The 23,076-nt window shown below is 55.8% G+C and carries 21 protein-coding genes and 3 pseudogenes; 14 read left to right on the forward strand and 10 right to left on the reverse strand.

The window, feature by feature from the left end; genetic code table 11:
- The first annotated feature begins 13 nt into the window (after nt 1-13).
- Genes rpe through trpS form a run of 3 tightly spaced genes read left to right on the forward strand, consistent with a single transcriptional unit; the run spans nt 14 to nt 2,384 of the window.
- Nucleotides 14-700 carry a ribulose-phosphate 3-epimerase gene (gene rpe, locus P3C52_RS01775; RefSeq protein ID WP_249893085.1) on the forward strand — a complete coding sequence of 229 codons (687 nt, stop codon included), beginning with the start codon at nt 14-16 and terminating at the stop codon, nt 698-700.
- Nucleotides 684-1,361: a phosphoglycolate phosphatase gene (locus tag P3C52_RS01780; protein WP_275553540.1), complete on the forward strand. Its 678-nt coding sequence runs from the start codon at nt 684-686 to the stop codon at nt 1,359-1,361. The genes rpe and P3C52_RS01780 overlap by 17 nt, the downstream gene beginning before the upstream one ends.
- Before the next feature lie 18 nt (nt 1,362-1,379).
- Nucleotides 1,380-2,384, forward strand: coding sequence for a tryptophan--tRNA ligase (gene trpS, locus P3C52_RS01785; RefSeq protein ID WP_275553508.1), 1,005 nt, complete (start codon nt 1,380-1,382; stop codon nt 2,382-2,384).
- A gap of 206 nt (nt 2,385-2,590) precedes the next feature.
- Here the strand turns inward: trpS and cysG are convergent, their stop codons facing one another.
- From cysG to nirB, 3 genes are all read right to left on the reverse strand, one after another.
- Nucleotides 2,591-3,955, reverse strand: a complete 1,365-nt coding sequence (gene cysG / locus P3C52_RS01790) for a siroheme synthase CysG (RefSeq protein WP_275553509.1) — start codon at nt 3,953-3,955, stop codon at nt 2,591-2,593.
- Nucleotides 3,956-4,061: 106 nt separating this feature from the next.
- Nucleotides 4,062-4,391: a nitrite reductase small subunit NirD gene (gene nirD / locus P3C52_RS01795; RefSeq protein WP_275553510.1), complete on the reverse strand. Its 330-nt coding sequence runs from the start codon at nt 4,389-4,391 to the stop codon at nt 4,062-4,064.
- Nucleotides 4,388-6,931 carry a nitrite reductase large subunit NirB gene (nirB, locus tag P3C52_RS01800; protein WP_275553511.1) on the reverse strand — a complete coding sequence of 848 codons (2,544 nt, stop codon included), beginning with the start codon at nt 6,929-6,931 and terminating at the stop codon, nt 4,388-4,390. Before nirB ends, nirD begins: the two co-directional genes overlap by 4 nt.
- 213 nt (nt 6,932-7,144) lie before the next feature.
- On the opposite strand from nirB, the pseudogene P3C52_RS01805 reads away from it, so the two are divergent.
- A pseudogene (locus P3C52_RS01805) lies at nt 7,145-8,449 on the forward strand (cytosine deaminase).
- Between the two features lie 155 nt (nt 8,450-8,604).
- On the opposite strand, the gene tsgA reads toward P3C52_RS01805, so the two are convergent.
- Nucleotides 8,605-9,786: an MFS transporter TsgA gene (gene tsgA, locus P3C52_RS01810; RefSeq protein ID WP_275553512.1), complete on the reverse strand. Its 1,182-nt coding sequence runs from the start codon at nt 9,784-9,786 to the stop codon at nt 8,605-8,607.
- Between the two features lie 276 nt (nt 9,787-10,062).
- Here tsgA and ppiA point away from each other — a divergent pair, with 276 nt between their 5' ends.
- The 5 genes from ppiA to P3C52_RS01835 all read left to right on the forward strand — a co-directional run bounded on the left by ppiA (nt 10,063) and on the right by P3C52_RS01835 (nt 13,404).
- Entirely contained in the window at nt 10,063-10,635 is a 573-nt protein-coding gene (ppiA, locus tag P3C52_RS01815; RefSeq protein ID WP_275553513.1) for a peptidylprolyl isomerase A, read from the forward strand.
- 82 nt (nt 10,636-10,717) lie between these two features.
- Nucleotides 10,718-10,888 (forward strand): YhfG family protein, encoded by a 171-nt coding sequence (locus P3C52_RS01820; protein ID WP_275553514.1) that lies wholly within the window; start codon nt 10,718-10,720, stop codon nt 10,886-10,888.
- On the forward strand, nt 10,878-11,471 hold the full coding sequence (locus P3C52_RS01825; protein WP_275553515.1) for a putative adenosine monophosphate-protein transferase Fic: 594 nt from the start codon (nt 10,878-10,880) through the stop codon (nt 11,469-11,471). The genes P3C52_RS01820 and P3C52_RS01825 overlap by 11 nt, the downstream gene beginning before the upstream one ends.
- A 40-nt stretch (nt 11,472-11,511) precedes the next feature.
- On the forward strand, nt 11,512-12,099 hold the full coding sequence (locus P3C52_RS01830) for an aminodeoxychorismate synthase component II (protein ID WP_275553516.1): 588 nt from the start codon (nt 11,512-11,514) through the stop codon (nt 12,097-12,099).
- Nucleotides 12,100-12,180: 81 nt separating this feature from the next.
- A complete protein-coding gene (locus P3C52_RS01835; RefSeq protein WP_275553517.1) occupies nt 12,181-13,404 on the forward strand; it encodes an aspartate aminotransferase family protein in 1,224 nt (407 codons plus the stop codon).
- Nucleotides 13,405-13,535: 131 nt separating this feature from the next.
- Here P3C52_RS01835 and P3C52_RS01840 read toward each other — a convergent pair whose 3' ends face one another.
- A complete protein-coding gene (locus tag P3C52_RS01840) occupies nt 13,536-15,611 on the reverse strand; it encodes a YccS/YhfK family putative transporter (RefSeq protein WP_275553518.1) in 2,076 nt (691 codons plus the stop codon).
- Between the two features lie 64 nt (nt 15,612-15,675).
- The gene (gene crp, locus P3C52_RS01845; RefSeq protein ID WP_017803012.1) at nt 15,676-16,308 is read right to left on the reverse strand and encodes a cAMP-activated global transcriptional regulator CRP; all 633 of its coding nucleotides are present in this window, start codon (nt 16,306-16,308) and stop codon (nt 15,676-15,678) included.
- Between the two features lie 297 nt (nt 16,309-16,605).
- Between crp and P3C52_RS01850 the strand changes: the two genes are divergently transcribed.
- On the forward strand, nt 16,606-17,004 hold the full coding sequence (locus P3C52_RS01850) for an OsmC family protein (protein WP_275553519.1): 399 nt from the start codon (nt 16,606-16,608) through the stop codon (nt 17,002-17,004).
- Nucleotides 17,005-17,013: 9 nt separating this feature from the next.
- On the opposite strand, the gene P3C52_RS01855 is transcribed toward P3C52_RS01850, so the two are convergent.
- The 3 genes from P3C52_RS01855 to P3C52_RS01865 form a co-directional block, all read right to left on the reverse strand.
- The gene (locus P3C52_RS01855; RefSeq protein ID WP_275553520.1) at nt 17,014-17,883 is read right to left on the reverse strand and encodes a phosphoribulokinase; all 870 of its coding nucleotides are present in this window, start codon (nt 17,881-17,883) and stop codon (nt 17,014-17,016) included.
- 132 nt (nt 17,884-18,015) lie between these two features.
- Nucleotides 18,016-18,234 carry a YheU family protein gene (locus P3C52_RS01860; protein WP_275553521.1) on the reverse strand — a complete coding sequence of 73 codons (219 nt, stop codon included), beginning with the start codon at nt 18,232-18,234 and terminating at the stop codon, nt 18,016-18,018.
- A 3-nt stretch (nt 18,235-18,237) separates the two neighbouring features.
- Nucleotides 18,238-19,227, reverse strand: a complete 990-nt coding sequence (locus P3C52_RS01865) for a hydrolase (protein ID WP_275553522.1) — start codon at nt 19,225-19,227, stop codon at nt 18,238-18,240.
- Nucleotides 19,228-19,306: 79 nt separating this feature from the next.
- Here P3C52_RS01865 and P3C52_RS01870 point away from each other — a divergent pair.
- Nucleotides 19,307-19,908, forward strand: a pseudogene (locus P3C52_RS01870) (LysE family translocator).
- Here P3C52_RS01870 and P3C52_RS01875 read toward each other — a convergent pair.
- The gene (locus tag P3C52_RS01875) at nt 19,909-20,889 is read right to left on the reverse strand and encodes a LacI family DNA-binding transcriptional regulator (protein ID WP_275553523.1); all 981 of its coding nucleotides are present in this window, start codon (nt 20,887-20,889) and stop codon (nt 19,909-19,911) included.
- Between the two features lie 232 nt (nt 20,890-21,121).
- On the opposite strand from P3C52_RS01875, the gene tauA reads away from it, so the two are divergent.
- The 3 genes and pseudogenes from tauA to P3C52_RS01890 all read left to right on the forward strand — a co-directional run.
- Nucleotides 21,122-22,102: a taurine ABC transporter substrate-binding protein gene (tauA, locus tag P3C52_RS01880; RefSeq protein WP_275553524.1), complete on the forward strand. Its 981-nt coding sequence runs from the start codon at nt 21,122-21,124 to the stop codon at nt 22,100-22,102.
- A gap of 10 nt (nt 22,103-22,112) precedes the next feature.
- Nucleotides 22,113-22,880 (forward strand): taurine ABC transporter ATP-binding subunit, encoded by a 768-nt coding sequence (gene tauB / locus P3C52_RS01885; RefSeq protein WP_275553525.1) that lies wholly within the window; start codon nt 22,113-22,115, stop codon nt 22,878-22,880.
- Nucleotides 22,877-23,076 (forward strand): annotated as a pseudogene (locus tag P3C52_RS01890) (taurine transporter subunit); the annotation flags it as partial. The gene tauB and the pseudogene P3C52_RS01890, both read left to right, overlap by 4 nt.

The raw sequence follows: 23,076 nt of genomic DNA on the forward strand, positions 1-23,076 counted from the left end.
GTGGGAGATACGGATGAAACAATTTTTGCTGGCCCCTTCAATCCTTGCAGCAGACTTTGCCCGTTTGGGCGAAGATACGGCGAAAGCGCTGGCTGCAGGCGGAGATGTGGTGCATTTCGACGTTATGGATAACCATTACGTACCCAATCTCACCATGGGGCCGATGGTATTAAAAGCGCTGCGTGATTACGGCATCACCGCGCCGATCGACGTTCATCTGATGGTGAAACCGGTCGACAGCCTGATCCCTCAGTTTGCCGAAGCGGGCGCCAGTTTTATTACTTTTCACCCTGAAGCCAGCGAGCATATCGATCGCAGTCTGCAACTGATCAAAGAACATGGCTGTAAAGCCGGTTTAGTCTTTAATCCCGCCACGCCGCTGAGCTACCTCGATTACGTGATGGATAAGCTGGATATTATTCTGCTGATGTCGGTCAATCCGGGCTTCGGCGGCCAATCCTTTATTCCCGGCACGCTGGATAAACTGCGCGAGGCGCGCAAGCGTATCGATGAAAGCGGCTATGACATCCGTCTGGAAGTTGATGGCGGCGTGAAGGTGGATAATATCGCTGAAATCGCCGCCGCGGGCGCGGATATGTTCGTGGCTGGCTCAGCCATCTTTGGCCAGCCCGATTATAAGAAAGTGATTGATGATATGCGTAATGAACTGGAGAAAAGCCGCCATGGTGCCTTTCACTGATATTCGCGCGCTGGCTTTCGATCTTGACGGTACGCTGGTCGACAGCGTGCCGGGGCTGGCTGAGGCCGTGGATCGGACGCTGAATGCGCTACAGCTGCCAGCGGCAGGTGCGCCGCGCGTCTCCACCTGGATAGGCAATGGCGCCGATATTATGGTGGAGCGGGCGCTGAACTGGGCGTTGCAGCGTCAGCCAGAGGCCGATCAACTGCGCGACGGCCGGGCGCTGTTTGATAAATTCTATGCGGAAACGGCGGAAGCGGGAACGACCCTGTTTCCACATGTCGCGCAAATACTGGACAAGCTGAGCGCGGCAGGCATCCCGCTGGCGCTGGTTACCAATAAGCCGACGCCTTTTATCGCGCCGCTGCTGCGCGCGCTCGGCATTGAACGCCACTTTTCGCTGGTGATCGGCGGTGATGATGTGGCGGCGAAGAAGCCGCATCCGGCGCCGCTGTTTCTGGTGTTAGGCAAGTTTGGTTTGCTGCCGCAGGAGCTGCTGTTTGTCGGCGACTCACGCAATGATATTCTGGCGGCGAAGGCAGCGGGCTGTCCTTGCGTCGGCATGTCATTTGGCTACAACTACGGCGAGCCAATTGCGACCAGTGAACCGAACCTTGTTCTGGACGATTTCAACGATCTTTTGCCCGCATTGGGGCGGTAATTATCAGGATGTAAAAGCATGAGCAAACCCATCGTATTTAGCGGCGCACAGCCTTCCGGCGAACTGACCATTGGTAACTACATGGGTGCTATGCGTCAGTGGGTACAGATGCAGGATGATTATCACTGCATTTACTGCATTGTCGATCTGCACGCCATCACCGTTCGTCAGGATCCGGCAGCGCTGCGTAAAGCGACGCTGGATACGCTGGCGCTCTACCTTGCCTGCGGCATCGATCCGGCAAAAAGTACCATTTTCGTACAGTCGCACGTACCGGAACATACTCAGCTGAGCTGGGTACTGAACTGCTACACCTATTTTGGCGAGCTGAGCCGAATGACCCAGTTTAAAGATAAGTCCGCCCGCTATGCGGAAAATATCAATGCTGGTCTGTTCAGCTATCCGGTGCTGATGGCGGCGGACATTCTGCTCTACCAAACCAATCAGGTACCGGTGGGCGAAGATCAGAAACAGCATCTGGAGCTGAGCCGCGATATTGCCCAGCGTTTTAACGCGCTTTATGGCGACGTGTTTAAGGTGCCGGAGCCCTTTATCCCGAAATCGGGTGCGCGCGTGATGTCGCTGCTTGAGCCGACCAAAAAAATGTCCAAATCAGATGAAAACCGCAACAACGTGATCGGCCTGCTGGAAGATCCGAAAGCGGTGGTGAAGAAGATCAAGCGTGCGGTAACTGACTCCGATGAGCCGCCAGTGGTGCGTTACGACGTGCAGAATAAAGCGGGCGTCTCCAACTTGCTGGATATTCTCTCTGCCATCTCCGGTAAAAGCATCAGCCAGCTGGAGCAGGAGTTCGAAGGCAAAATGTACGGCCATTTGAAAGGCGAAGTGGCTGAAGCGGTGTCCGGTATGCTGAGCGAACTGCAGGTGCGTTATCAGCGCTATCGTGAAGATGAAGCTTTTCTTGAGCAGGTGATGCGTGACGGCGCGGCAAAAGCCCGTGCGCACGCGCAGGAAACGCTGAAGAAAGTGTATGAAGCGGTAGGTTTTGTGGCGCAGCCGTAATGTAATAAAGGGCTGGGCCAGCGCCCAGCCAATGTCGCCGATGGTAAGAAGCGCGTGATAAAACGATCAACACTTACCTGACGTTAATTGTGGTAAACAACCACGTTTAACGAGGTGGTGTAAGTCTGTCAACCATGAGGACTTTTAACCGGAGGTGGTTTAAGCCTGACGATAAAAGGGCGCCCACGTGGCGCCCTTTATATTATTCAGAACCAGCGCAGCTTATCGCGTAGCGCCACCACTTGCCCAACGATAATCAGGCTGGGGCTGTTAACCTGGGCCGCCAGCGCTTCCAGCTGTTCCAGTTCGCCCGTCACCACGCGCTGCCGCGTACTGGTACCGTTTTCTACCAGCGCCACCGGCATCGAACCTGCCATGCCGTGTTCCTGCAGCTGACGCTGGATATTACCTGCCTGCGCCAGCCCCATATAAAACACCAGCGTCTGCTGTTCGGCGGCCAGATTTGCCCAGTCCAGATCGTGATCCTGTTTACGATGGCCGGTGACCAGACGCACGCTGTGCGCGTAATCTCGATGGGTTAGCGGGATCCCGCTATAGGCAGAACAGCCGGAGGCGGCAGTAATTCCCGGCACCACGGAAAAAGGAATATTGCTGCCCTGTAGCGCTTCCAGCTCTTCACCACCGCGGCCGAAAATAAAGGGATCGCCGCCTTTCAGACGCACCACGCGTTTACCTCGTCGCGCCTGCTCCAGCAGAATCTGGTTGATCTCCTCCTGCGGTACGCAGTGATGACCGGCGCGCTTGCCGACGAAAATCTTCTCTGCATCGCGCCGCGCCAGCGCCAGCACTTCATCCGAGACCAGCCGGTCATAAACTACAATATCCGCCTGCTGGATCTGCTGTAGCCCTTTTAACGTTAACAGGCCGGCATCGCCCGGCCCGGCGCCGACCAGCACCAGCTCGCCGCGATGATCCAGCGGCTGCACAAACAGATCGTCAGTTAACGCCTCCGCCTGCTGCGTATCGTTATTCGCCAGCGACTGCGCCAGCCGATCGCTGATAAACAGTTTTTCCCAGAAACGACGGCGTTCCGCGCCGGTAGCGTAGTGCTGTTTTACCCGCTGACGCAGCGTGCCCGCCAGCGCGGCCAGCTTGCCGAGATGCTGAGGCAACAGCGCCTCCAGCTTTTCACGCAGCAGGCGCGCCAGTACAGGGGCTCGCCCGCCGGAGGAGACGGCGATCATCAGCGGTGAGCGATCAATAATGGAAGGCATAATCGCGCTGGCCTGGGCAGGCGCGTCAACCACGTTGCAGAACAGACGGCGTGCTTCCGCCGCTTCGCTCACCTGTTGATTAACTTTTTCATCGCTGGTGGCGGCGATAACCAGCCAGCATTCATCAAGTAGCGCGGCGGTAAAGGGCTGTTGCAGTAGCGTCGCCTCGCCTGCCTGCTGCCACTCATAAAATGGCGTGCTGAAATCCAGCGCGCAAACCTGTAGCCGTGCGCCAGCATCAAGCAGCAGTCGCGCTTTACGCGCGGCGACGTCGCCTGCGCCAACCAGCAGACAGGTTTTGCCACGTAGCTGACAAAAAAGCGGTAGGTAATCCATAGCGATCTCCCGGTAAGCCGGTTTTTATCATGGTTTGCAGGTGATGCGGCGCACCAGGTGCGCCGCAGGCAGGAATAAACAGTTTACAGATTGCGTGTCGGAGGCGTTAGTCGCAGGCGACCTCAACCTGACCTTCACGCACACGTACCGGCCAACTGCGCACGGAACGACTGGCGTCTTCCATGCAGAGGCCATCACGCAGACGAAAGCGCTGTTTTTTCAACGGACTGGCGACCCACAGCTCCTGCTGATGTTCAGCGATGATGCCGCGCGACAGCACGCTGGCTTCGGCGAAAGGATCAATATTACTGATGGCGTACAGCTCTTCATCCGCACGCGGACGGAAAATCGCCACCTGCTCGCCCTCAACCAGCGCGCAGACGCCGGTCGCGGGCAGGATTGCCTCTAGTTTACAGACGGTGTGCCAGCGGCTCATGCCTGTTCCTCCTCTTCAACCAGTTTGATCGCGATACGCTCATACGGACGCGCCGGACGATGCTGTCCACGCTCTTCCACCATCTGCACCAGCGGATCGCGCTGGTCGCTATTGATAAAGTGAGTGAAGCGGGTTTGCGCTTCAGGCTGATCGATCGTGGCTTTCCATTCGCAGATAACGCGGCTGCGCAGCTGCGCCATATCCGCTTCCAGCTGTTCGTTCAGGCCTAACTTGTCGTCAATAACGATGCTGCGGACGTAGTTAATGCCGCCTTCCAGGCTTTCCAGCCAGGTAGAAGTACGCTGCAGCTTATCCGCCGTACGGATGTAGAACATCATAAAGCGGTCCAGATAGCGCACCAGCGTCTCTTTATCGAGATCGGCGGCCAGCAGATCGGCGTGACGCGGTTTCATGCCGCCGTTGCCGCACACATACAGGTTCCAGCCTTTATCGGTCGCGATAATGCCCACATCTTTACCCTGTGCTTCAGCACATTCGCGCGTACAGCCGGAGACGCCGAACTTCATTTTGTGCGGCGTGCGGATGCCTTTATAGCGGTTCTCCAGCTCGATGCCGAAGCCCAGACTGTCGCCGACGCCGTAGCGGCACCAGGTGCTGCCGATACAGGTTTTCGCCATACGCAGCGCTTTCGCGTAGGCGTGACCGGTTTCGAAGCCAGCCTCAATCAGCTGACGCCAGATTTCCGGCAGGTCATCTTTCTGTGCGCCAAACAGGCCGATACGCTGTGAACCGGTGATTTTGGTGTAGAGATTATATTTACGCGCGATCTGTCCAATCACTACCAGCCCTTCAGGGCTGATCTCACCGCCTGCCGAGCGCGGGATAATGGAATAGGTGCCATCCTTCTGGATGTTGCCGAGGAAGTTGTCGTTGCTGTCCTGTAAAGGCGTATGCTGCGGTTCCAACACATAATCGTTCCAGCAGGAGGCAAGCAGCGAGCCGACGGTTGGCTTACAGACTTCGCAGCCGTAGCCTTTGCCATATTTTTTCAGCAGCTCATCGAAGCTCTTAATCTCTTCTACGCGGATCAGATGATACAGCTCCTGACGCGACCAGGCGAAGTGTTCGCACAGGTGATTGTTAACTTCGATACCCTGGCGGCTCAGCTCGGCGTTCAGCACCTGGGTGACCAGCGGCAAGCAGCCGCCGCAGCCGGTGCCAGCGCGCGTTTCCGCTTTGATGGCGGCCACGGTATGGCAGCCTTTAGCGATGGCCTGAATAATGTCGCCTTTGGACACGTCGAAGCAGGAGCAAATCTGCGCATTATCCGGCAGCGATTCCACGCCCAGCGCTGGTTTCTCGCCGCCCGCGTGTGACGGCAGGATTAAGCTGTCCGGGTGTTCAGGCAGTTTAATCTGGTTCAGCACCAGCTGAAGCAGTTGACCGTAATCGCTGGTATCGCCAACCAGTACTGCACCTAACAGATATTGATTATCCTGGCTGACGACCAGGCGTTTATAGACGCCGGTTTGCTCGTTAAGGTAAACGTAGCTGCGCGCGCCCGGCGTGCGGCCATGCGCATCGCCGATACCGCCTACGTCAACGCCCAGTAGCTTCAGCTTGGCGCTCATATCCGCACCGCTGAACTGATTTTCGCGGCCTAACAGATGGTCGCTGGCAACCTGCGCCATTTTGTAGCCCGGCGCCACCAGACCAAAAATTTTCTCGTTCCAGGCTGCGCATTCGCCGATAGCGTAAATATCCGGGTCCGCGCTCTGGCAGAAATCGTTAATCTGGATGCCGCCGCGCGGGCCAACCGGCAGATTGCACTGGCGCGCCAGTTTGTCCTGAGCGCGAATCCCGGTAGAAAAGACGATAAAGTCGACGTCGAGACTGGTACCGTCGGCAAACTCCAGCGTTTTGCCGACGGCGTGGTGGGCAATATTTTTTGTATTTTTGCTGGTGTGTACCTGTACGCCCATCTGCTCGATTTTCTGACGCAGCTGGTTGCCGCCCTGCACATCAAGCTGTTCAGCCATCAGCACCGGCGCGAATTCGATAACGTGCGTTTCAATGCCGAGGTTTTTCAGCGCGCCTGCAGCTTCCAGACCCAGCAGGCCGCCGCCGATAACGGCGCCGCTTTTACTGCGACGCGCGCACTCTTCGATTGCATTCAGATCTTCAATAGTGCGGTAAACGAAGCAGTCCGGGCCGTCAGAACCCTGAATCGGCGGGATCCATGGATAGGAGCCGGTAGCCAGAATGAGCTTGTCATACTGAACGGCGCGACCGCTGCTGGAGTGAATCACCTTTTCCTTACGGTTTAAGGTAATCGCCCGTTCGCCGAGCAGCACATGCACACCATGTTTTTCATAGTAGCCTTCACGTACCAGCGAGAGTTCTTCTGCGGTGTGGTGGGAAAAGTATGCGGAGAGATGGACCCGGTCGTAAGCCACACGGGGTTCTTCACAGAAGACGGTAATGTCGAACTGGCCGGGTTCGGCTTTATCGATCAGTTCTTCAATGAAGCGGTGGCCAACCATGCCATTACCGATGATGGCGAGTTTGACAGTGCTCATTTTTGCCTCAAAATTGATCTAATTGCGGCCACAATAGCGCGGTTGTTAGCACGCTTATTGATGCACATCAACTGAGGCTTAATATACCTCTTTAGAGGTATGTGGCTGAAAAGTAGCGTCTTTTAGGAAATCACGTAATATCCGGCACTTAGCGCGCTGCTCCTTTTAATCTGTGCTAGCCTGAATCCTCTGTCCTGACCTCAGGAGCCTGGCATGAATCACACCGATCTACGATGGATTAATCACCTGCGCCTGCCGCAGCGCGAAGGGCTGTGACAACTCGAAATTAACGGCGGGAAAATCACCGCAATCAGGCCGCAACCGGAGCGTTGCGATAATAGCAGCGCTTCGCTTAATGGGGAAGGCGGAATAGCATTGCCTCCTTTTGTTGAGCCGCATATTCATCTTGATACCACGCAAACCGCGGGCGAACCCGCCTGGAATCAATCCGGCACGCTGTTTGAAGGCATTGAGCGCTGGGCCGAGCGTAAAGCGCTGTTGTCGCCGGAAGATGTTAAGCGCCGGGCGCGCGCTACGCTGAAATGGCAAATCGCCAACGGCATTCAATATGTTCGTACCCATGTCGATGTCTGCGATCCCAGCCTGACGGCGCTTAAAGCGATGCTGGAGCTGAAGCAGGAAATGGCGCCCTGGATCACGATACAGATCGTCGCCTTTCCGCAGGAGGGCATTCTTTCCTCGCCTGATGGTGCCGCTTTGCTGGAGGAGGCGCTACGTCTGGGCGCTGACGTGGTTGGCGCCATCCCGCATTTCGAATTTACCCGTGAATATGGCGTGGAGTCGCTGCATATTGCCTTCGCGCTGGCGCAGAAATATCAGCGCATGGTAGATGTTCACTGCGATGAGATTGACGATGAGCAGTCGCGCTTTATCGAAACCGTGGCAGCGCTGGCACATCGGGAGCAGATGGGCGCGCGCGTGACGGCCAGCCATACTACGGCGATGCACTCCTATAACGGCGCGTATACCTCACGTCTGTTTCGCCTGCTGGCGCTCTCCGGCATTAATTTCGTCGCTAATCCGCTGGTTAATATCCATCAGCAAGGGCGCTTTGACGATTACCCGAAACGACGCGGCGTCACGCGCGTAAAAGAGCTGTTGGCGGCGGGCATCAACGTCTGTTTCGGTCACGACGACGTGTTCGATCCCTGGTATCCGCTGGGAACGGCCAGCATGCTACAGGTACTGCATATGGGATTACATGTCTGTCAGTTGATGGGCTATGAGCAGATCGATCGTGGGATAGATCTCATCACCACGAACAGCGCGAAAACGATGCAGCTGAACGATTACGGCATTGAGGTCGGTAACAGCGCCAACCTGATCATTTTGCCAGCGGAAAACGGGTTTGATGCGCTACGGCGTCAGGTTGCGACGCGTTATTCCATACGGCAGGGAAGCGTGATCGCGGCGACGGAACCAGCTCGCACGCAGATCTGGCTGCAGGAGGCGGAAGCGGTAAGCTTTAAACGTGATGAAGAACGCCAACGCAATTGAGGTTTGGGCGGGAGAAAGCTAACGGAGCCCGCGCGGAAAATTCAGAACGACGCAAAGATGTAAAAGATTACTTCTAACAGCCAGACCCGCGCCGTTTATGGCGCAGGTCTGGATTTCCCCTGCTTTGAGTGGAACCGGGGTTCCACCCGCAAGGATTAATGTCCGGCGTGGCCGTGCTGGCGATGTTTGGTCACAAAGCCCAGCAGTAAACACATCACAAAGACCACAGCATACAGGCCGTTAGCGGTAAACAGCGCCGCATGCGCGCCGCCTTTCGCAACAATCGGGCCGGTTACTACGAAGGTCAGCATGGTGCCGACGGTGCCGCAGGTCAGGATAAAGTTCACCAGCTTCGGCGAAGAAACCTTTGTCTGCTGCGAGCCGAGCGTGATGATGGTGGTATAGATGGCGCTGGAGAAGAAGCCCAGACCGATAATAATCCACTTCAGCATTGTCGGTTCGCTGCTGCTGACAAACCAGTACATCAGCACCGTAGCCAGTGCGGCCAGCACCATCAGAATGCGTTGCAGATCGAAGAAGCGCAGCACAAAGCTGAACACCCACATCCCGATCATATAAGAAGTCCAGAAATTACCAACCAGCTGACCTGCGGCACTGATATCCATGCCCATGGTTTTGGTGGCATATTCCGGCACCCAGGAGATAAAGCCCAGCTGGCCCAGAATGTAGCAGAGAGCAGCAACAGAGAGCAGCAGTACGCCAACACCCCATTTTTCTTTTGCTACCGGCTGCGCGTCATGCTGTTTTTTACCCAGGATCGGGAATTCAACGGTCAGCGTCAGCACGAAAATCGCCACATAGATAACGCCGATGCAGACGTAAACCCAGTACCAGGGCAGATGGCGTGCCAGCAGCATACCGGCGATCACCGGGAAAATGGTACCTGCCATGCTGAAGAACGAGTCGGTAAACAGCAGGCGTGAACCGCGCTGACGACCTTCATAAAGGTGCGTAATCAGGAACGTGCCGATCGACATGGTAATGCCGCTTACCACGCCCAGTACAAACATGCAGAGCGAGAAAATGCTCAGGCTGTGGCTGGTCATCAGGCCCAGCACTGCCAGCACCATCAGCACAAAACCAAAAATCAGCTGACGTTTCAGCGGCACGATTTCCATCAGCCAGGCGTTAAGAAATACCGCGGCCAGAATACCGGTATTAAGGAAAGTAAAGGTGTTGCTCATTTCAGAAACCGGAAGCTGGAAATAATTGGCGATATCGCCTAAAACCATGCCGGTGACAATGACCAGTGCGCCGGTGAGCGCATAGGAAAAGAAACTGATCCACGTCAGTCCAATGCGGTTACGATTTGTCATAGTTGGGAAACCTTGAGCCTAAGGAGCCTGGCTGAAGCAGCGCAGGGGGTAGTCGTCGAGAAGTGTAAAGAAATTTTATCGGCGATCAAACTAACGATGAAACCAGTCCTCCTTATTTCACCAATAATGTGATTTAAATCACCCTTTATTGCGGCGACGTTAACGTTTGCTCACTATGTTTGTTTGCGTAAATAAAAGTAAAACGCTGGCTCTTGCCTGGTATGCTCTTTACAATCAATTTCGTTTAGATTTTGTGGCCTCAGTAAGGAATTATTCATGGTGAAACGTACTTTGACAGCGGTTGCGGCCCTCCTGGCGCTGTCCACTTTTTCTGCTCCCACATTCGCTGCGCAAGGCGATACGCACGTCCTTTTGACCACTTCAGCCGGTAATATCGAACTTGAACTGAACAACCAAAAAGCGCCGGTTTCCGTCAAAAATTTCGTTGATTACGTGAATAGTGGTTTTTATAACAACACCATCTTTCATCGCGTGATCCCAGGCTTTATGGTTCAGGGCGGCGGTTTTACTGCCGATATGCAGCAGAAATCGACCAACGCGCCGATTAAAAACGAAGCTGACAACGGCCTGCGTAATACGCGCGGCACCATCGCGATGGCGCGTACCGCAGAGAAAGACAGCGCTACCAGCCAGTTCTTTATTAACGTCACCGACAATGCTTTCCTCGACCATGGCCAGCGTGATTTTGGCTATGCTGTTTTTGGCAAAGTGGTTAAGGGAATGGACGTTGCCGACAAAATCTCTCAGGTGCCGACGAAAAATATCGGACCTTATCAAAACGTTCCCAGCAAGCCGGTTGTTATCCTTTCCGCAAAAGTCCTGCCGTAATATCTCTGCCGTCGCGCTCGCGGCGGCGCTCCTGAAATTTGCTGCTTATACTTAGGTCACCTATTCGTTGACCGGAGGCAGTATGCCAACAAAACTGACCGAAAAGCAGAAGGCCACGCTATGGCAACAGCGGCGCAACGCTAACTTTCAGGCCAGTAGCAAACTGGAAGGCTTATCTTTTGCGGAAGTGACGCTAAATACGGAACAGGCCACGCAACGCCTGGCGGAGTTGAGGAGGCAATATGGCGGCTAATGCAATGAACGGACGCGATCCCTATTACTGGCAGAACGATGACGTACTGCGCAACCGCCTTAATCTTCACGATGCTGCCCAGCTGCAAAAAGCCGAAGTCGCGTTTACCTCGCTGCGTGCGGCAACGATTGAGCTGGGGCCACGTAACTTAGGTTTTCCCTACCTGTGTGCCATTCATCGCATCTTGTTCCAGGATCTTTACGACTGGGCGGGCGAGATCCGTGAGATCGATCTTTACCTGGGCGATACGCCGTTTTGCCACTTCGAATACATTGAGAAAGAGGGTAACGCGCTGATGGAGGCGCTGGAGGAAGAGAACGGTCTGGTCGATCTGCCTTTTGAGCAATTTGTGGCGCGTCTGGCGCACTATTATTGTGAAATCAATATGCTGCATCCGTTCCGAGACGGCAATGGCCGCGCTCAGCGTCTGTTCTTCGAGCAGCTCATTATCCATGCCGGTTACGATATTGACTGGAGCAAGACCGAACGCGATGCCTGGCTGAAGGCAAATGAAGAGAGCGTGAACGGCGATCTTAACGGGCTGACCGCGATTTTTGCTAACGTAGTGAGTGAACCGAAGTAAGCGCGTAGAATAGCGGCGTTTTGGTCAGCCCGGAGCAAAAATGCTGCTGCTTATTGATAATTACGACTCTTTCACCTGGAACCTGTACCAGTATTTTTGCGAGTTAAATGCAGAAGTGCTGGTACGCCGCAACGATGAGATTTCGCTGGCGGAGATGCAGGCGCTGCCGCTGACGCATCTGGTTATCTCACCTGGCCCCTGCACACCTGACGAATCGGGTATTTCTCTTGATGCTATCCGCGCCTTTGCCGGACGGCTGCCGGTGCTGGGCGTTTGTCTGGGCCATCAGGCGCTGGCGCAGGTTTTTGGCGCGCGTGTGATCCGCGCCCGGCAGGTTATGCACGGTAAAACCTCCGCGATTGCTCATCAGCAACGCGGCGTCTTTGCCGGCCTGGCTCAGCCGCTGACCGTGACGCGCTACCATTCGCTTATCGTAGAAAAAGAGACGCTGCCGGATTGTCTGGAGATCACCGCCTGGAGCCTGCGCGACGGCCAGCCGGATGAAATTATGGGGTTGCGGCATAAAACGCTGGATGTGGAAGGCGTCCAGTTTCATCCAGAAAGCATTCTTAGCCAGCAAGGGCATCAGCTGCTGGCTAATTTCCTGCAACGTCAGCCACAGGTTTAATGCAATTCCGTTTGACTTATTATGCATATTTAATGATTATTTTTTCACATGACGATAACGTGAAGCAAGACGAGGTAGCGAATGGCAGCGGAAAAGATGACGGTTACGCGGGACACCTTTGATAAGGTTATCTTGCCTGTTTATGCACCAGCCCAGTTTGTGCCGGTGAAGGGCAAAGGCAGTAAGGTGTGGGATCAGCAGGGCAAAGAATATATCGATTTCACGGCGGGCATCGCCGTAACCGCGCTGGGGCACTGTCATCCGGCGCTGGTGGAGGCGCTGAAAACGCAGGGTGAAACGCTGTGGCATACCAGCAACGTTTTTACTAACGAGCCTGCGCTGCGTCTGGCCAGCAAGCTGATTAACGCAACCTTTGCTGAGCGCGTTTTCTTTGCAAATTCCGGCGCCGAAGCCAACGAAGCGGCCTTCAAACTGGCGCGCTACTACGCCTCCACACGCCACAGTCCGTATAAAACCAAAATCATCGCGTTCCACAATGCGTTTCATGGTCGTACGCTGTTCACCGTTTCCGTCGGCGGTCAGCCTAAATATTCTGATGGCTTTGGCCCTAAACCGGCTGATATCGTCCACGTTCCCTTTAACGATCTCGATGCGGTAAAAGCGGTCATCGACGATCACACCTGCGCCATTGTGGTGGAGCCGATTCAGGGCGAGGGCGGCGTAACGCCCGCCACGCAGGAATTTATGCAGGGACTGCGCCAGCTGTGCGACCAGTATCAGGCGCTGCTGGTGCTGGACGAAGTGCAGAGCGGAATGGGCCGCAGCGGGAAGCTGTTTGCCTATCAGCATTACGGCATCGAGCCCGATATTCTGACCTCGGCGAAAGCGTTGGGCGGTGGTTTCCCGATTAGCGCCATGCTGACGACTGAGGAGATCGCATCGGCAATGGCGCCCGGCGTCCACGGCACCACCTATGGCGGCAATCCGCTGGCCTGCGCCGTGGCGGAAGCGGCGCTGGACGTTATTAACACGCCATGGGTACTGGATGGCATTGAGCAGCGTCGTCAGCGTTTTCTTGAAGCGCTGGAGGCGATCAATGCCAAACTGGATCTGTTCAGCGAAATTCGCGGCAAAGGATTACTGATTGGCGCCGAGCTGCAGCCACAGCATAAAGGCAAAGCGCGGGACATTTTAAATGCCGCGGCGGCGGAAGGCGTGATGATTCTGACGGCGGGCGCGGACGTGCTGCGTTTTGCGCCTTCGCTGGTGATCCCGCTGGCGGATATTGGCGATGGCATGGCGCGGCTGGCGCGCGCTGCCGATAAAGTGCTGAATCCCGCGTAATCTTCCACGGCGCGCCTGATTCTGGGCGCGCTAACCTTTTTCGCTTCCTGACGTGCCCGCTCTGGGGCGCATTAACGTTATCCGGCGCCATTGCTGGAAATAACGCGTAGCGCTCTGTTCTGCCGATGGCTTTACTTTTTGCGCAGGCGGCGCACCAGCCATTTTCCATGCTGCGGCCGCTGGCTCCAGGCCAGCGAAGAGATGGTGTGCATCACCGAAAGGTGTTCCAGAATACGCTTTACGTGGCGCTCCATAATGGTCATCGGCCCTTCCTGGCTGAGCGACTGATCTTCCAGAATATTGGTTTCCTGGCCTGGCCCATCATATTCCAGCCGCTGCTGGCAGCGCTGAAGCGCGATTTCACAGGATTGCAGGTAGCTCTGCGCCAGCGCTGGCGTCAGCATGGTGTGTTCGCGCGCAAGAATTGTCATCGCATTAATATGTTCGACAATAAACTGGCTGTGCGTCACCCACAGTTTCATGTCATTCAGATAACGCGTATTGAACGCCGGTTCCTGCATCGCCTGATTCAGAGAATTGAACAGCGCGTTATGCGCCTGGTTAACCCGAACCCGTTGCCATGCAAGCTTTTGCGGCGAATGCTCATTACCTAACAGCAGACGCAGCGCTTCCTGATACGCCTCCAGCGCATCGTGCGCATTCTGGCGCAGCAGCCCGCTCTGCCACTGCGGCCACAGCCAAACCATACCGCCGAAGGCGATGCAGCAGCCCATCAGCGTATCCATCAAACGCGGCAGCAAAAACTGCGCGCCGTTCAGCGATAAAAGCTGCAGTGAATAAACGGCGGTAACGGTAAAGCCGATGGTTGCCCAGCCGTAATATTTACGGATAAACAGATAGCTCACCAGGGTAATCACCAGCATGATCAGCAGCACCGCCGATTCCGGTACGGAAAAGCGCAGCGTCGCGGCGGCAATGGTCAGGCCGGCCAGGGTGCCGAGCGCCCGGTGCTGAATGCGCACGCGCGTTGCGCTGTAGCCATTCTGGCTAACAAACATAATCGTCATCAAAATCCACCACGGCTTCGGCACATTAAAGGCCAGCGCCAGCGCGCTGCCGAACACCAGCATCACCGCAAAGCGCGCCGCGGTACGCAGGGCGGCGGATTTTAACGACAGATAGCTGCGCAACGCCGCCAGCAGCGGCAGCCGACGCTGACGATCGGCCATTAAATCGCGGCGATATAAAGGATGCTGCGTGCGCAGAACACGGGCGATGCGGCTGAAGTGGTAATAGCAAAAGTGGCCGACCGGATTCTCTTGATGCTGACGCGCAATCTTTTCCAGCCCCAGCAGCGGCTTTTCCATGCTGAAACGGGAAGGCAAGCGGTGATAAAGCATATCGTCTGCCAGTTCGCGCAGCCGTGCGGCGATAGTTTGCGCATTCCAGCGAATCACCGCTTCCGCATGGCTTTGCTCTACCAGCTTTTGTACTTCTTCCGGCTGATGCAGGCTGACGGCGATATGTTCCTGTAAATCGAGCGCTACCTGAAAAGCGCGCGTCAGGCGACGATGACTGTGGTCGCGGTTAGCGGCCAGCATATGCATTTGCTGATAACAGGTATTAATCAGATCGACCGCCTTTTGCTGGCGCGCCAGCAGCGGCGGCAACGCTTTCTCCGGGTCGGACAGCTGCGTCAGCAGCGTATATTTCGCCTCGCAGTAGTCGGCAAGCTCGCGATAGAGCAGGCTGAGCGTTTCACGCATTGGCTGCTCTTTCCACAGACGGAACCAGCCCCAGTTAAACAAGCCGTACCAAAAGGTGCCGCCGATATAAAGCAGCGGCGGTGCCCAGATCGGCATATGGCCGACCAGACCAAGGGTAAAGATTGCAGCAATCAGCGAGGCGGGCAGCAGACGGGCATGAAGCGGGCCGATTTCACCGGTAACGCCAAGCAAGAGCGCCATGGTGAATAGCGTGACGGGTAATGGGATGTTTTGAAGCGACAGCCACTGAACCAGAAAACTGCTGAGGGCAAACAGCGAACCCCCGACAATGAGCCGCTTAAAGAAACGGCGGTGCGGCGTATCCAGCCCGGCAATATTGCAGCAGGCGGGCACCAGCGAGAACAGCAGGCCTTTTTGTAAATCCCCCAGCAGCCAGCCAATGGCCACCGGCAAACAGAGCACCAGCGTCTGACGCAGCGCATAGTTCACTTCAGGATGGTAAATAATTCTCCGCCACATCACCACATCACAAAAATAAACACGGCGTGATGCGGGGGGCATCACGCCGTGCGTTCAGATTAGCTTAACGGGTGCCGTAAACGACAATCGTTTTACCATGAGCGGAAATCAGGTTCTGATCTTCCAGCATTTTCAGAATACGTCCCACCGTTTCGCGCGAGCAGCCAACAATCTGGCCGATCTCCTGACGAGTGATTTTGATCTGCATGCCGTCCGGGTGGGTCATGGCGTCCGGCTGTTTCGCCAGGTTGAGCAGCGTTTGGGCGATGCGGCCCGTAACGTCAAGGAAAGCTAAATTGCCGACTTTCTCTGATGTCACCTGCAGGCGACGCGCCATCTGCGAGGAGAGACGCATTAAGATGTCAGGATTCACCTGAATCAGCTGACGGAATTTTTTATAGGAAATTTCAGCCACTTCACAGGCGGTTTTTGCTCGTACCCATGCACTGCGCTCCTGACCTTCTTCGAACAGGCCAAGCTCGCCAATGAAATCACCCTGGTTAAGGTAAGAGAGAATCATCTCTTTACCTTCTTCATCCTTGATCAGTACCGCAACCGCACCTTTTACGATGTAATAGAGCGTCTCGGCCTTTTCACCCTGGTGAATCAACGTGCTTTTTGATGGATATTTGTGAATATGGCAATGTGACAGGAACCATTCGAGAGTAGGGTCTGTTTGCGGTTTGCCGAGAACCATTCGCTATTATCCTCTGTTGTAATCGTGCCCTAAATACAGGGGGCATTTTTCCCTGTCAGGCGTTGAAATCTTCAAGCGTTTCCTGCTGGAAATTTATTCGGGCAACGGCGACGCGCTAAGGCGTGCAGTCATCCCGTTTCGTTTCTTAGAACGAAAATATTACAGCTTTGTTTGTAGCACAGCTTTATCTTACTGTCTCCTGTTGTCTCGCTTCAGCTTGCGCTGAATCGGACAATTGCCGTCTGCCTGCTGAAGGCGTAGGCTGGCGACAGGGTTATTTATCAGAGGTCAAAGAATATGCAGGCGCGTGTTAAATGGATAGAAGGGTTGACCTTTTTAGGCGAGTCTGCATCAGGACATCAGATCCTGATGGATGGCAATTCAGGTGATAAAGCGCCCAGCCCGATGGAAATGGTGTTGATGGCCGCAGGCGGATGCAGCGCCGTTGACGTGGTTTCTATTCTGCAAAAAGGGCGCGTTGCGGTTAGCGATTGTGAAGTAAAACTTACCTCTGAGCGCAGCGATGAGCCGCCGCGCGTTTTTACCCACATCAACCTGCATTTTATCGTCAGCGGTAAAGGGCTTAATGACAAAACGGTCGCGCGCGCCGTGGCGCTCTCCGCGGAAAAATATTGCTCTGTCGCGCTGATGTTAGGCAAAGGCGTGCAGATCACCCACAGCTATCAGTGCGTCTAAACGGCCTGATCACTCGATTTTTTTGCCTTCGATCAGGCGTTTGACCAGCGGTAGCATAATCAGCTCCATAGCCAGCCCCATTTTTCCGCCGGGCACCACCAGCGTGTTGATATGCGAAATAAACGAGCCCTGTAGCATCGCCAGCAAATAGGGGAAATCAATATCTTCCAGGCCGCGGAAGTGAATCACCACAAAGCTTTCATCGAGCGAAGGAATCGCACGGGCGGCGAAAGGATTAGAGGTATCGACCGTGGGAACGCGCTGGAAGTTTATGTGGGTGCGCGAGAACTGCGGCGTAATGTAGTTAATGTAATCTTCCATTGAGCGCACCACCGAATCCATCACCGCCTCGCGCGAGTGGCCGCGTTCGCTGGTATCGCGCACCAGTTTCTGAATCCACTCCAGGTTAACGATCGGCACTACGCCTACCAGCAGATCGACTTTTTCCGCCACGTTATGCTGCTGAGTGACCACGCCGCCGTGCAAACCTTCATAAAACAAGATATCCGTCGGCTCCGGCAACGGCTGCCAGGGCGTGAACGTGCCGGGTACCTGATTCCAGGGCACCGCTTCATCATAGGTATGCAGATATTTGCGCGACTGACCGCGGCCGCTTTCGCCATACTCCACAAAGGATTGTTCCAGCAGGCCGAAGTCGTTGGCTTCCGGCCCGAAATAGCTGATATGGCGTCCTAGATCGCGGGCTTTGCGGATCGCCATATCCATTTCCGGGCGCGTATAGCGGTGGAAACTGTCGCCTTCCAGTTCGGCGGCATGCAGATCCAACTGCTGGAAAATCTTACGAAAGGCAAGGCTGGTGGTCGTGGTTCCCGCTCCGCTGGAGCCGGTCACCGCGATAATCGGATGTCTGGCTGACATAACTGTTCTCTGAGTGAATTCGGGCGATGAGCATTGGTATCACGTTTTGGTATAAAGAGTCATCACCATGCGCGTCGGTCACAGAGGGATTACTGTGACACGCCGCACAGTGCTGACCGCTTATTAATATGGTTAGCCGCGAAACTGTCCGCGCGGCATAATGTTCACAGTTTCATGCAGTTCCGACCACACCAGCACCGCTTCGCCGTTTTTCAGCTGGCGGCGGACATCCTCGACTTTTTCCATCAGCGAACGCTCCTGTTCGCCATAGTCGGTGCCTTCGCGCAGGACGAAAGCTTCAATCAGATTATCCAGCGTTTCCGGCGCCAGATCTTGCCAGGGAATTATCACAGCTCAGGTATCCAGATAGGGTGAAAGCCATTGGGGAATACGCTGCTCCAGCCACATTTGCGGGCGACGCAGCGTGCCGCCGACAAAACCGACGTGGCCGCCATATTCCGTCAGTTGATATTCAATGTTAGCAGGTAAGCGCGCCAAATCAGGGATCACTTCATCGGTCATAAAGGGATCGTCTTTGGCATGAATGATTAGCAGCGGTTTACGCACGCCGGGTAGCAGCGGCATGGCGCTGGCGCGCCGGTAGTAATCGCCCGCATCCTTAAAGCCGTGCGCGCGGGCAGTAATCGCATCATCGAAATCACGCAGGCGCTTCAGCGCATTAAGCTGGGCCAAATCAACCGGCAAGGTGCCGGGCCAGGCATGCAGTTTGCGGCGGGCGTTCAGCTTGAGCTGGCCCAGCAGATAGCGCTGATAAACGCGGGAAAATCCCTGTTCAAGTTTGGCGCTGCACGGCTCCAGCATCAGCGGCGCGGAGACCACCACCGCCGCGTCGAGCGGCGCGTCATCACCTTGCTGGCCTAACAGACAGGCCAACATATTGCCGCCCAACGACACGCCGACGGCCGCCGTGCGCGCCGGGCCCAGCGTAGCGCGCAGCCAGTGTAAAAAATAGCTGGCATCCTCGGTTTCGCCGGAATGGTAGATGCGGCCCAGACGGTTAGGCACGCCGCTGCAGCCGCGAAAGTGCATGACCACGCCGAGCCAGCCGCGCTGTTGCCAGACCTGCAGCAGTCCATGGGCGTAAGGGCTGTGAAAACTGCCTTCCAGACCGTGAAACAGCACCGCGCGCGGCTTATGTCTCGCCTGCAGCGGATCTTCGCTCCAGGCCAGATCGACAAAATCGCCGTCGGGCAGATCGAGGCGCTGCCAGTGCGGTTGCAGGTAAACGCGGCGGCGAAACAGGCGCGGCAGCACGGTTTGTAAATGGGGGTTATACAAGCCTTTTAAAGGTACAAAGGATTGTTGGCTATGATCAAAGCTCATCTTCTCACGCTTGTACGCCCTCAGGCGTACTGTTAGTTTAAGCGGGCTTAAATTCTATTGGGTGGGGAGCGCCCGCGTTATGGAACTCAGTCTGTTTTTATCAATGCTTGGTTTTTTGTGGGTGGCTGCGGTTACGCCCGGCCCTAATAATACGTTATTGACCACCGCCGGTGCCAATTTTGGTTTTCTGCGTTCGATTCCGCTGATGTTGGGGATCATGCTCGGCATGCAGCTGATGCTGCTGCTGGTGGCGTTCGGCGTAGGCGGTTTAATTCTGGTTTATCCCTCGCTGCATCTGTTTTTGAAAATCGTCGGCAGCCTTTATCTGCTGTGGCTGGCGTGGAAAATTGCCACGGCGGCCTATGAAAAAATCGAGATGGCGATGCGCCAGCCCGTCCTATGCCATTCTGGCAGGGCGGCATCCTGCAACTGGTTAACCCGAAAGCCTGGCTGATGGCGCTGGGCGCCGTAGCCAGTTTCAGCCTGGCGGGCGGAGCCTATCGCGGCTCTATTGTGGCTATCAGTATTGGCATGGCGCTGGTTAACCTGGTGGCTGGCGTTCTCTGGTTGGGCTTCGGCACCTTGATTGGCAGCCTGTTGCGTAGCCGCCGGGCATGGAAAATTTTCAACCTCTCAATGGGAATTCTGACCGCGGCCTGCGTCCTGCTGATCTGGCACTGATTAGCTGGAAGCGCGTGCCACCAGTTTGCAGGGCAGCTGTTCATGTACCAGCGGCGAGCGCGGATGGCTGATTCTTTGTAGCAACAACTGTACGCTGCGCACGCCCAACTGATACATGGGCTGCTCCAGCGTACTGAGTGGCGGAGAGAGCATCGCGCTCCAGGGCAAGCCGTCAAAGCCCAGCACGGCAATATCTGTTGGGACATGCAGCTGATGCTGACGCGCGCAATGTATCGCGCCGACGGCCAACACATCAGAAACCGCAAAGATGGCATCAGGCTGCTGATCGCGTGCTAACAGCCGCTCCATTGCCGCATAGCCCGCCTCGCACTCCACTTCATTCGCATATTCCACGCCTGACCAGGAAAGGTTCAGCTCTGCTAATGCCGAACGGTAGCCTAACTCGCGCTGCTGCGCATAGAGATAGCGCGGATCGCCGTTGATTAACGCAATACGTTGCCGCCCGCGCTGTGCCAGGTGAAATATCGCCTCACGCGCCGACTGCAAATTATCAATGGTAACCGACGATCCGGCAAAATCGGCATGACCTTCCGCGCACTGTACCCAGGGCGAATCGCCAATCATCTGGCGCAAACCCGGCAGATTGCTTATCGCATCCATCGTAATCACGCCATCGACCACTTTGCCGCTCAGCAGCGTCAGATAAGCGGATTCGCGCTGGGTTTGTGAGTCGGAGTTGCAAAGCAAAATGTGATAACCGTGCGCTTCGGCTTCCGCCTCAATGCCGCTTACCACGCGTGAGCAAAAGGGATTGATGATATTGGAGACCAGCACCAGCAGCATCCGGCTCTTTGAAGTACGTAACTGACGCGCCAGTAAATTAGGCTGGTACTGGCAGGCGGCGATAGCGGCTAACACGCGGTCGCGGGTAGCGGGCCGCACGCCTTCATAGCCGTTCAGCACGCGAGAAACGGTCGCTGTTGAGACACCAGCGAGACGGGCAACTTTCTCAATCGACATGGAACACCTCGACAAATTATTAATAGTGGCCAGCCAAACGTCACCGACCACGCTAAATGATTTAGTGCCATTTATCGATGGAGAAATCCCGCTTTGGCATTTTTCGGATAACTATACCTGGATAATTTCTAAGGCGATTTAGTGATTAATCATAATTTTTAATTACTTCATGCCCCGCCTGCGTCTCAGCTACAACTGAGCCCGATGACAATAACAGCTGGCGGAGCGCAAGATGGTGAGGATTACACGATTTTTGATATTAGCAGCGACTTTATCGCTGCTGGCAGCCCAGGTGCAGGCGGTAGAGGTTACCGTGGCGTATCAGACGTCGGCTGAACCGGCGAAAGTGGCGCAGGCGGATGAAACGTTTGCCCGGGAAAGCGGCGCGCACGTTGACTGGCGCAAATTTGACAGCGGCTCCAGCGTTGTTCGGGCGTTAGCCTCTGGTGACGTGCAGATCGGCAATATCGGTTCCAGCCCGCTGGCGGTGGCCGCCAGCCAGAAACTCCCGATAGAAGTTTTTCTGCTGGCTTCGCAGCTTGGCAGCTCAGAAGCGCTGGTGGTGAATAAAAAGATTACCTCGCCGCAGGATCTCATCGGCAAGCGAATCGCGGTGCCTTTTATTTCCACCACGCATTACAGCCTGCTGGCGGCATTAAAACACTGGGGCATCAGCCCAAATCAGCTGCAAATCATCAACCTGCAACCGCCCGCGATTATTGCCGCCTGGCAGCGAGGCGATATTGACGGCGCCTACGTCTGGGCGCCAGCGGTAAACGAACTGGCTAAAACCGGCACCGTATTAACCGATTCCGCGCAGGTCGGGCAATGGGGCGCGCCGACGCTGGATGTTTGGGTGGTACGTAAGGATTTCGCCGCGCAGCATCCCGACATTGTTACCGCATTTGCCCGCAGCGCGCTGGCGGCGCAGCAGGCCTATCTTACTCAGCCGCAGCAGTGGCTCCGGCAGCCGGACAACCTCAATAAGCTTTCTCGTCTGAGCGGCGTGCCGGTCGATCAGGTTGCCGGTCTGGTGCAGGGCAATACCTATCTCAGCGCGCAGCAACAAATTGCCCAGTTGGGTGAACCGGTCAATAAAGCCATCGGCGATACCGCCCGTTTTCTGCAACAGCAGGGGAAAGTGGCGCAGGTCGCTGCGGATTATCACGACTATGTGACCGACCGCTTTGTCCGTCCTTTAGCGCAAAAGTAAGGGGGTAACCATGCTTTCTCTGTCGCAGGTCAGCGCGCGTTATCACGGTCATCTCGCGCTACAGGATATTAACCTGACGCTCAATGCGGGTGAGCTGATGGTGATTCTGGGGCCGTCCGGCTGTGGAAAAACCACCTTGTTGAATCTAATCGCCGGTTTTCTGCCAGCGGAAGAAGGGCGGTTAACGCTGGCGGATCGGCCCATCGTCGGGCCCGGCGCCGATCGCGGCGTGGTGTTTCAAAACGAAGGCTTACTGCCCTGGCGCAACGTGGTGGATAACGTGGCGCTGGGACTACAGCTGGCAGGCATGGAGCTGAACGCGCGTCGCGAAACCGCCGGGCGCTTATTAAAAAAAGTGGGGCTGGAGGGCGCGGAGAAACGCTTTATCTGGCAGCTTTCCGGCGGCATGCGTCAGCGTGTCGGCATCGCCCGCGCGCTGGCCGCCGATCCGCAGCTGTTGCTGTTGGATGAGCCTTTCGGCGCGCTGGATGCCTTTACCCGCGAGCAGATGCAGGCGTTGCTGCTGCGTCTGTGGCGCGACAGCGGCAAAGCCATCTTGCTGATTACCCATGATATTGAGGAAGCGGTGTTTCTCGCCAGCGAGCTGATCCTTATGACGCCAGGGCCGGGACGCATCAGCGAGCGCCTGACGCTCGATTTCGGTCGCCGCTTTGCGGCGGGCGAGTCCTGCCGCACGATCAAATCCGATCCCGCCTTTATCGCCCAGCGTGAATATGTGCTGAGCCAGGTCTTCCAACAGCGCGAGGCTTTCTCATGAGTATTCAGGCACTTGAAAAACAGCGGGCGCAGCGTTTTTGCTGGCGCTGGCCGCTTTCCCGTCAGTTAACACTGAGCCTGGCGACCTTGACTGCTTTGCTGGCGCTGTGGTGGCTGGCTACGGCGCTGCAGCTGATTACGCCGCTGTTTTTGCCGTCGCCGCAGCAGGTGTTACGCCAGTTGCTGACCATTGCCAG

This window comes from Mixta sp. Marseille-Q2659 (assembly GCF_940807255.1).
GTDB lineage: Bacteria > Pseudomonadota > Gammaproteobacteria > Enterobacterales > Enterobacteriaceae > Mixta.

Bases quoted from the DNA above. Each gene is read 5' to 3' on its own strand.
- rpe (WP_249893085.1), top strand. From the start codon at position 14: ATGAAACAATTTTTGCTGGCCCCTTCAATCCTTGCAGCAGACTTTGCC.
- P3C52_RS01780 (WP_275553540.1), top strand. From the start codon at position 684: ATGGTGCCTTTCACTGATATTCGCGCGCTGGCTTTCGATCTTGACGGT.
- trpS (WP_275553508.1), top strand. From the start codon at position 1,380: ATGAGCAAACCCATCGTATTTAGCGGCGCACAGCCTTCCGGCGAACTG.
- cysG (WP_275553509.1), bottom strand. From the start codon at position 3,955: ATGGATTACCTACCGCTTTTTTGTCAGCTACGTGGCAAAACCTGTCTG.
- nirD (WP_275553510.1), bottom strand. From the start codon at position 4,391: ATGAGCCGCTGGCACACCGTCTGTAAACTAGAGGCAATCCTGCCCGCG.
- nirB (WP_275553511.1), bottom strand. From the start codon at position 6,931: ATGAGCACTGTCAAACTCGCCATCATCGGTAATGGCATGGTTGGCCAC.
- tsgA (WP_275553512.1), bottom strand. From the start codon at position 9,786: ATGACAAATCGTAACCGCATTGGACTGACGTGGATCAGTTTCTTTTCC.
- ppiA (WP_275553513.1), top strand. From the start codon at position 10,063: ATGGTGAAACGTACTTTGACAGCGGTTGCGGCCCTCCTGGCGCTGTCC.
- P3C52_RS01820 (WP_275553514.1), top strand. From the start codon at position 10,718: ATGCCAACAAAACTGACCGAAAAGCAGAAGGCCACGCTATGGCAACAG.
- P3C52_RS01825 (WP_275553515.1), top strand. From the start codon at position 10,878: ATGGCGGCTAATGCAATGAACGGACGCGATCCCTATTACTGGCAGAAC.
- P3C52_RS01830 (WP_275553516.1), top strand. From the start codon at position 11,512: ATGCTGCTGCTTATTGATAATTACGACTCTTTCACCTGGAACCTGTAC.
- P3C52_RS01835 (WP_275553517.1), top strand. From the start codon at position 12,181: ATGGCAGCGGAAAAGATGACGGTTACGCGGGACACCTTTGATAAGGTT.
- P3C52_RS01840 (WP_275553518.1), bottom strand. From the start codon at position 15,611: ATGTGGCGGAGAATTATTTACCATCCTGAAGTGAACTATGCGCTGCGT.
- crp (WP_017803012.1), bottom strand. From the start codon at position 16,308: ATGGTTCTCGGCAAACCGCAAACAGACCCTACTCTCGAATGGTTCCTG.
- P3C52_RS01850 (WP_275553519.1), top strand. From the start codon at position 16,606: ATGCAGGCGCGTGTTAAATGGATAGAAGGGTTGACCTTTTTAGGCGAG.
- P3C52_RS01855 (WP_275553520.1), bottom strand. From the start codon at position 17,883: ATGTCAGCCAGACATCCGATTATCGCGGTGACCGGCTCCAGCGGAGCG.
- P3C52_RS01865 (WP_275553522.1), bottom strand. From the start codon at position 19,227: ATGAGCTTTGATCATAGCCAACAATCCTTTGTACCTTTAAAAGGCTTG.
- P3C52_RS01875 (WP_275553523.1), bottom strand. From the start codon at position 20,889: ATGTCGATTGAGAAAGTTGCCCGTCTCGCTGGTGTCTCAACAGCGACC.
- tauA (WP_275553524.1), top strand. From the start codon at position 21,122: ATGGTGAGGATTACACGATTTTTGATATTAGCAGCGACTTTATCGCTG.
- tauB (WP_275553525.1), top strand. From the start codon at position 22,113: ATGCTTTCTCTGTCGCAGGTCAGCGCGCGTTATCACGGTCATCTCGCG.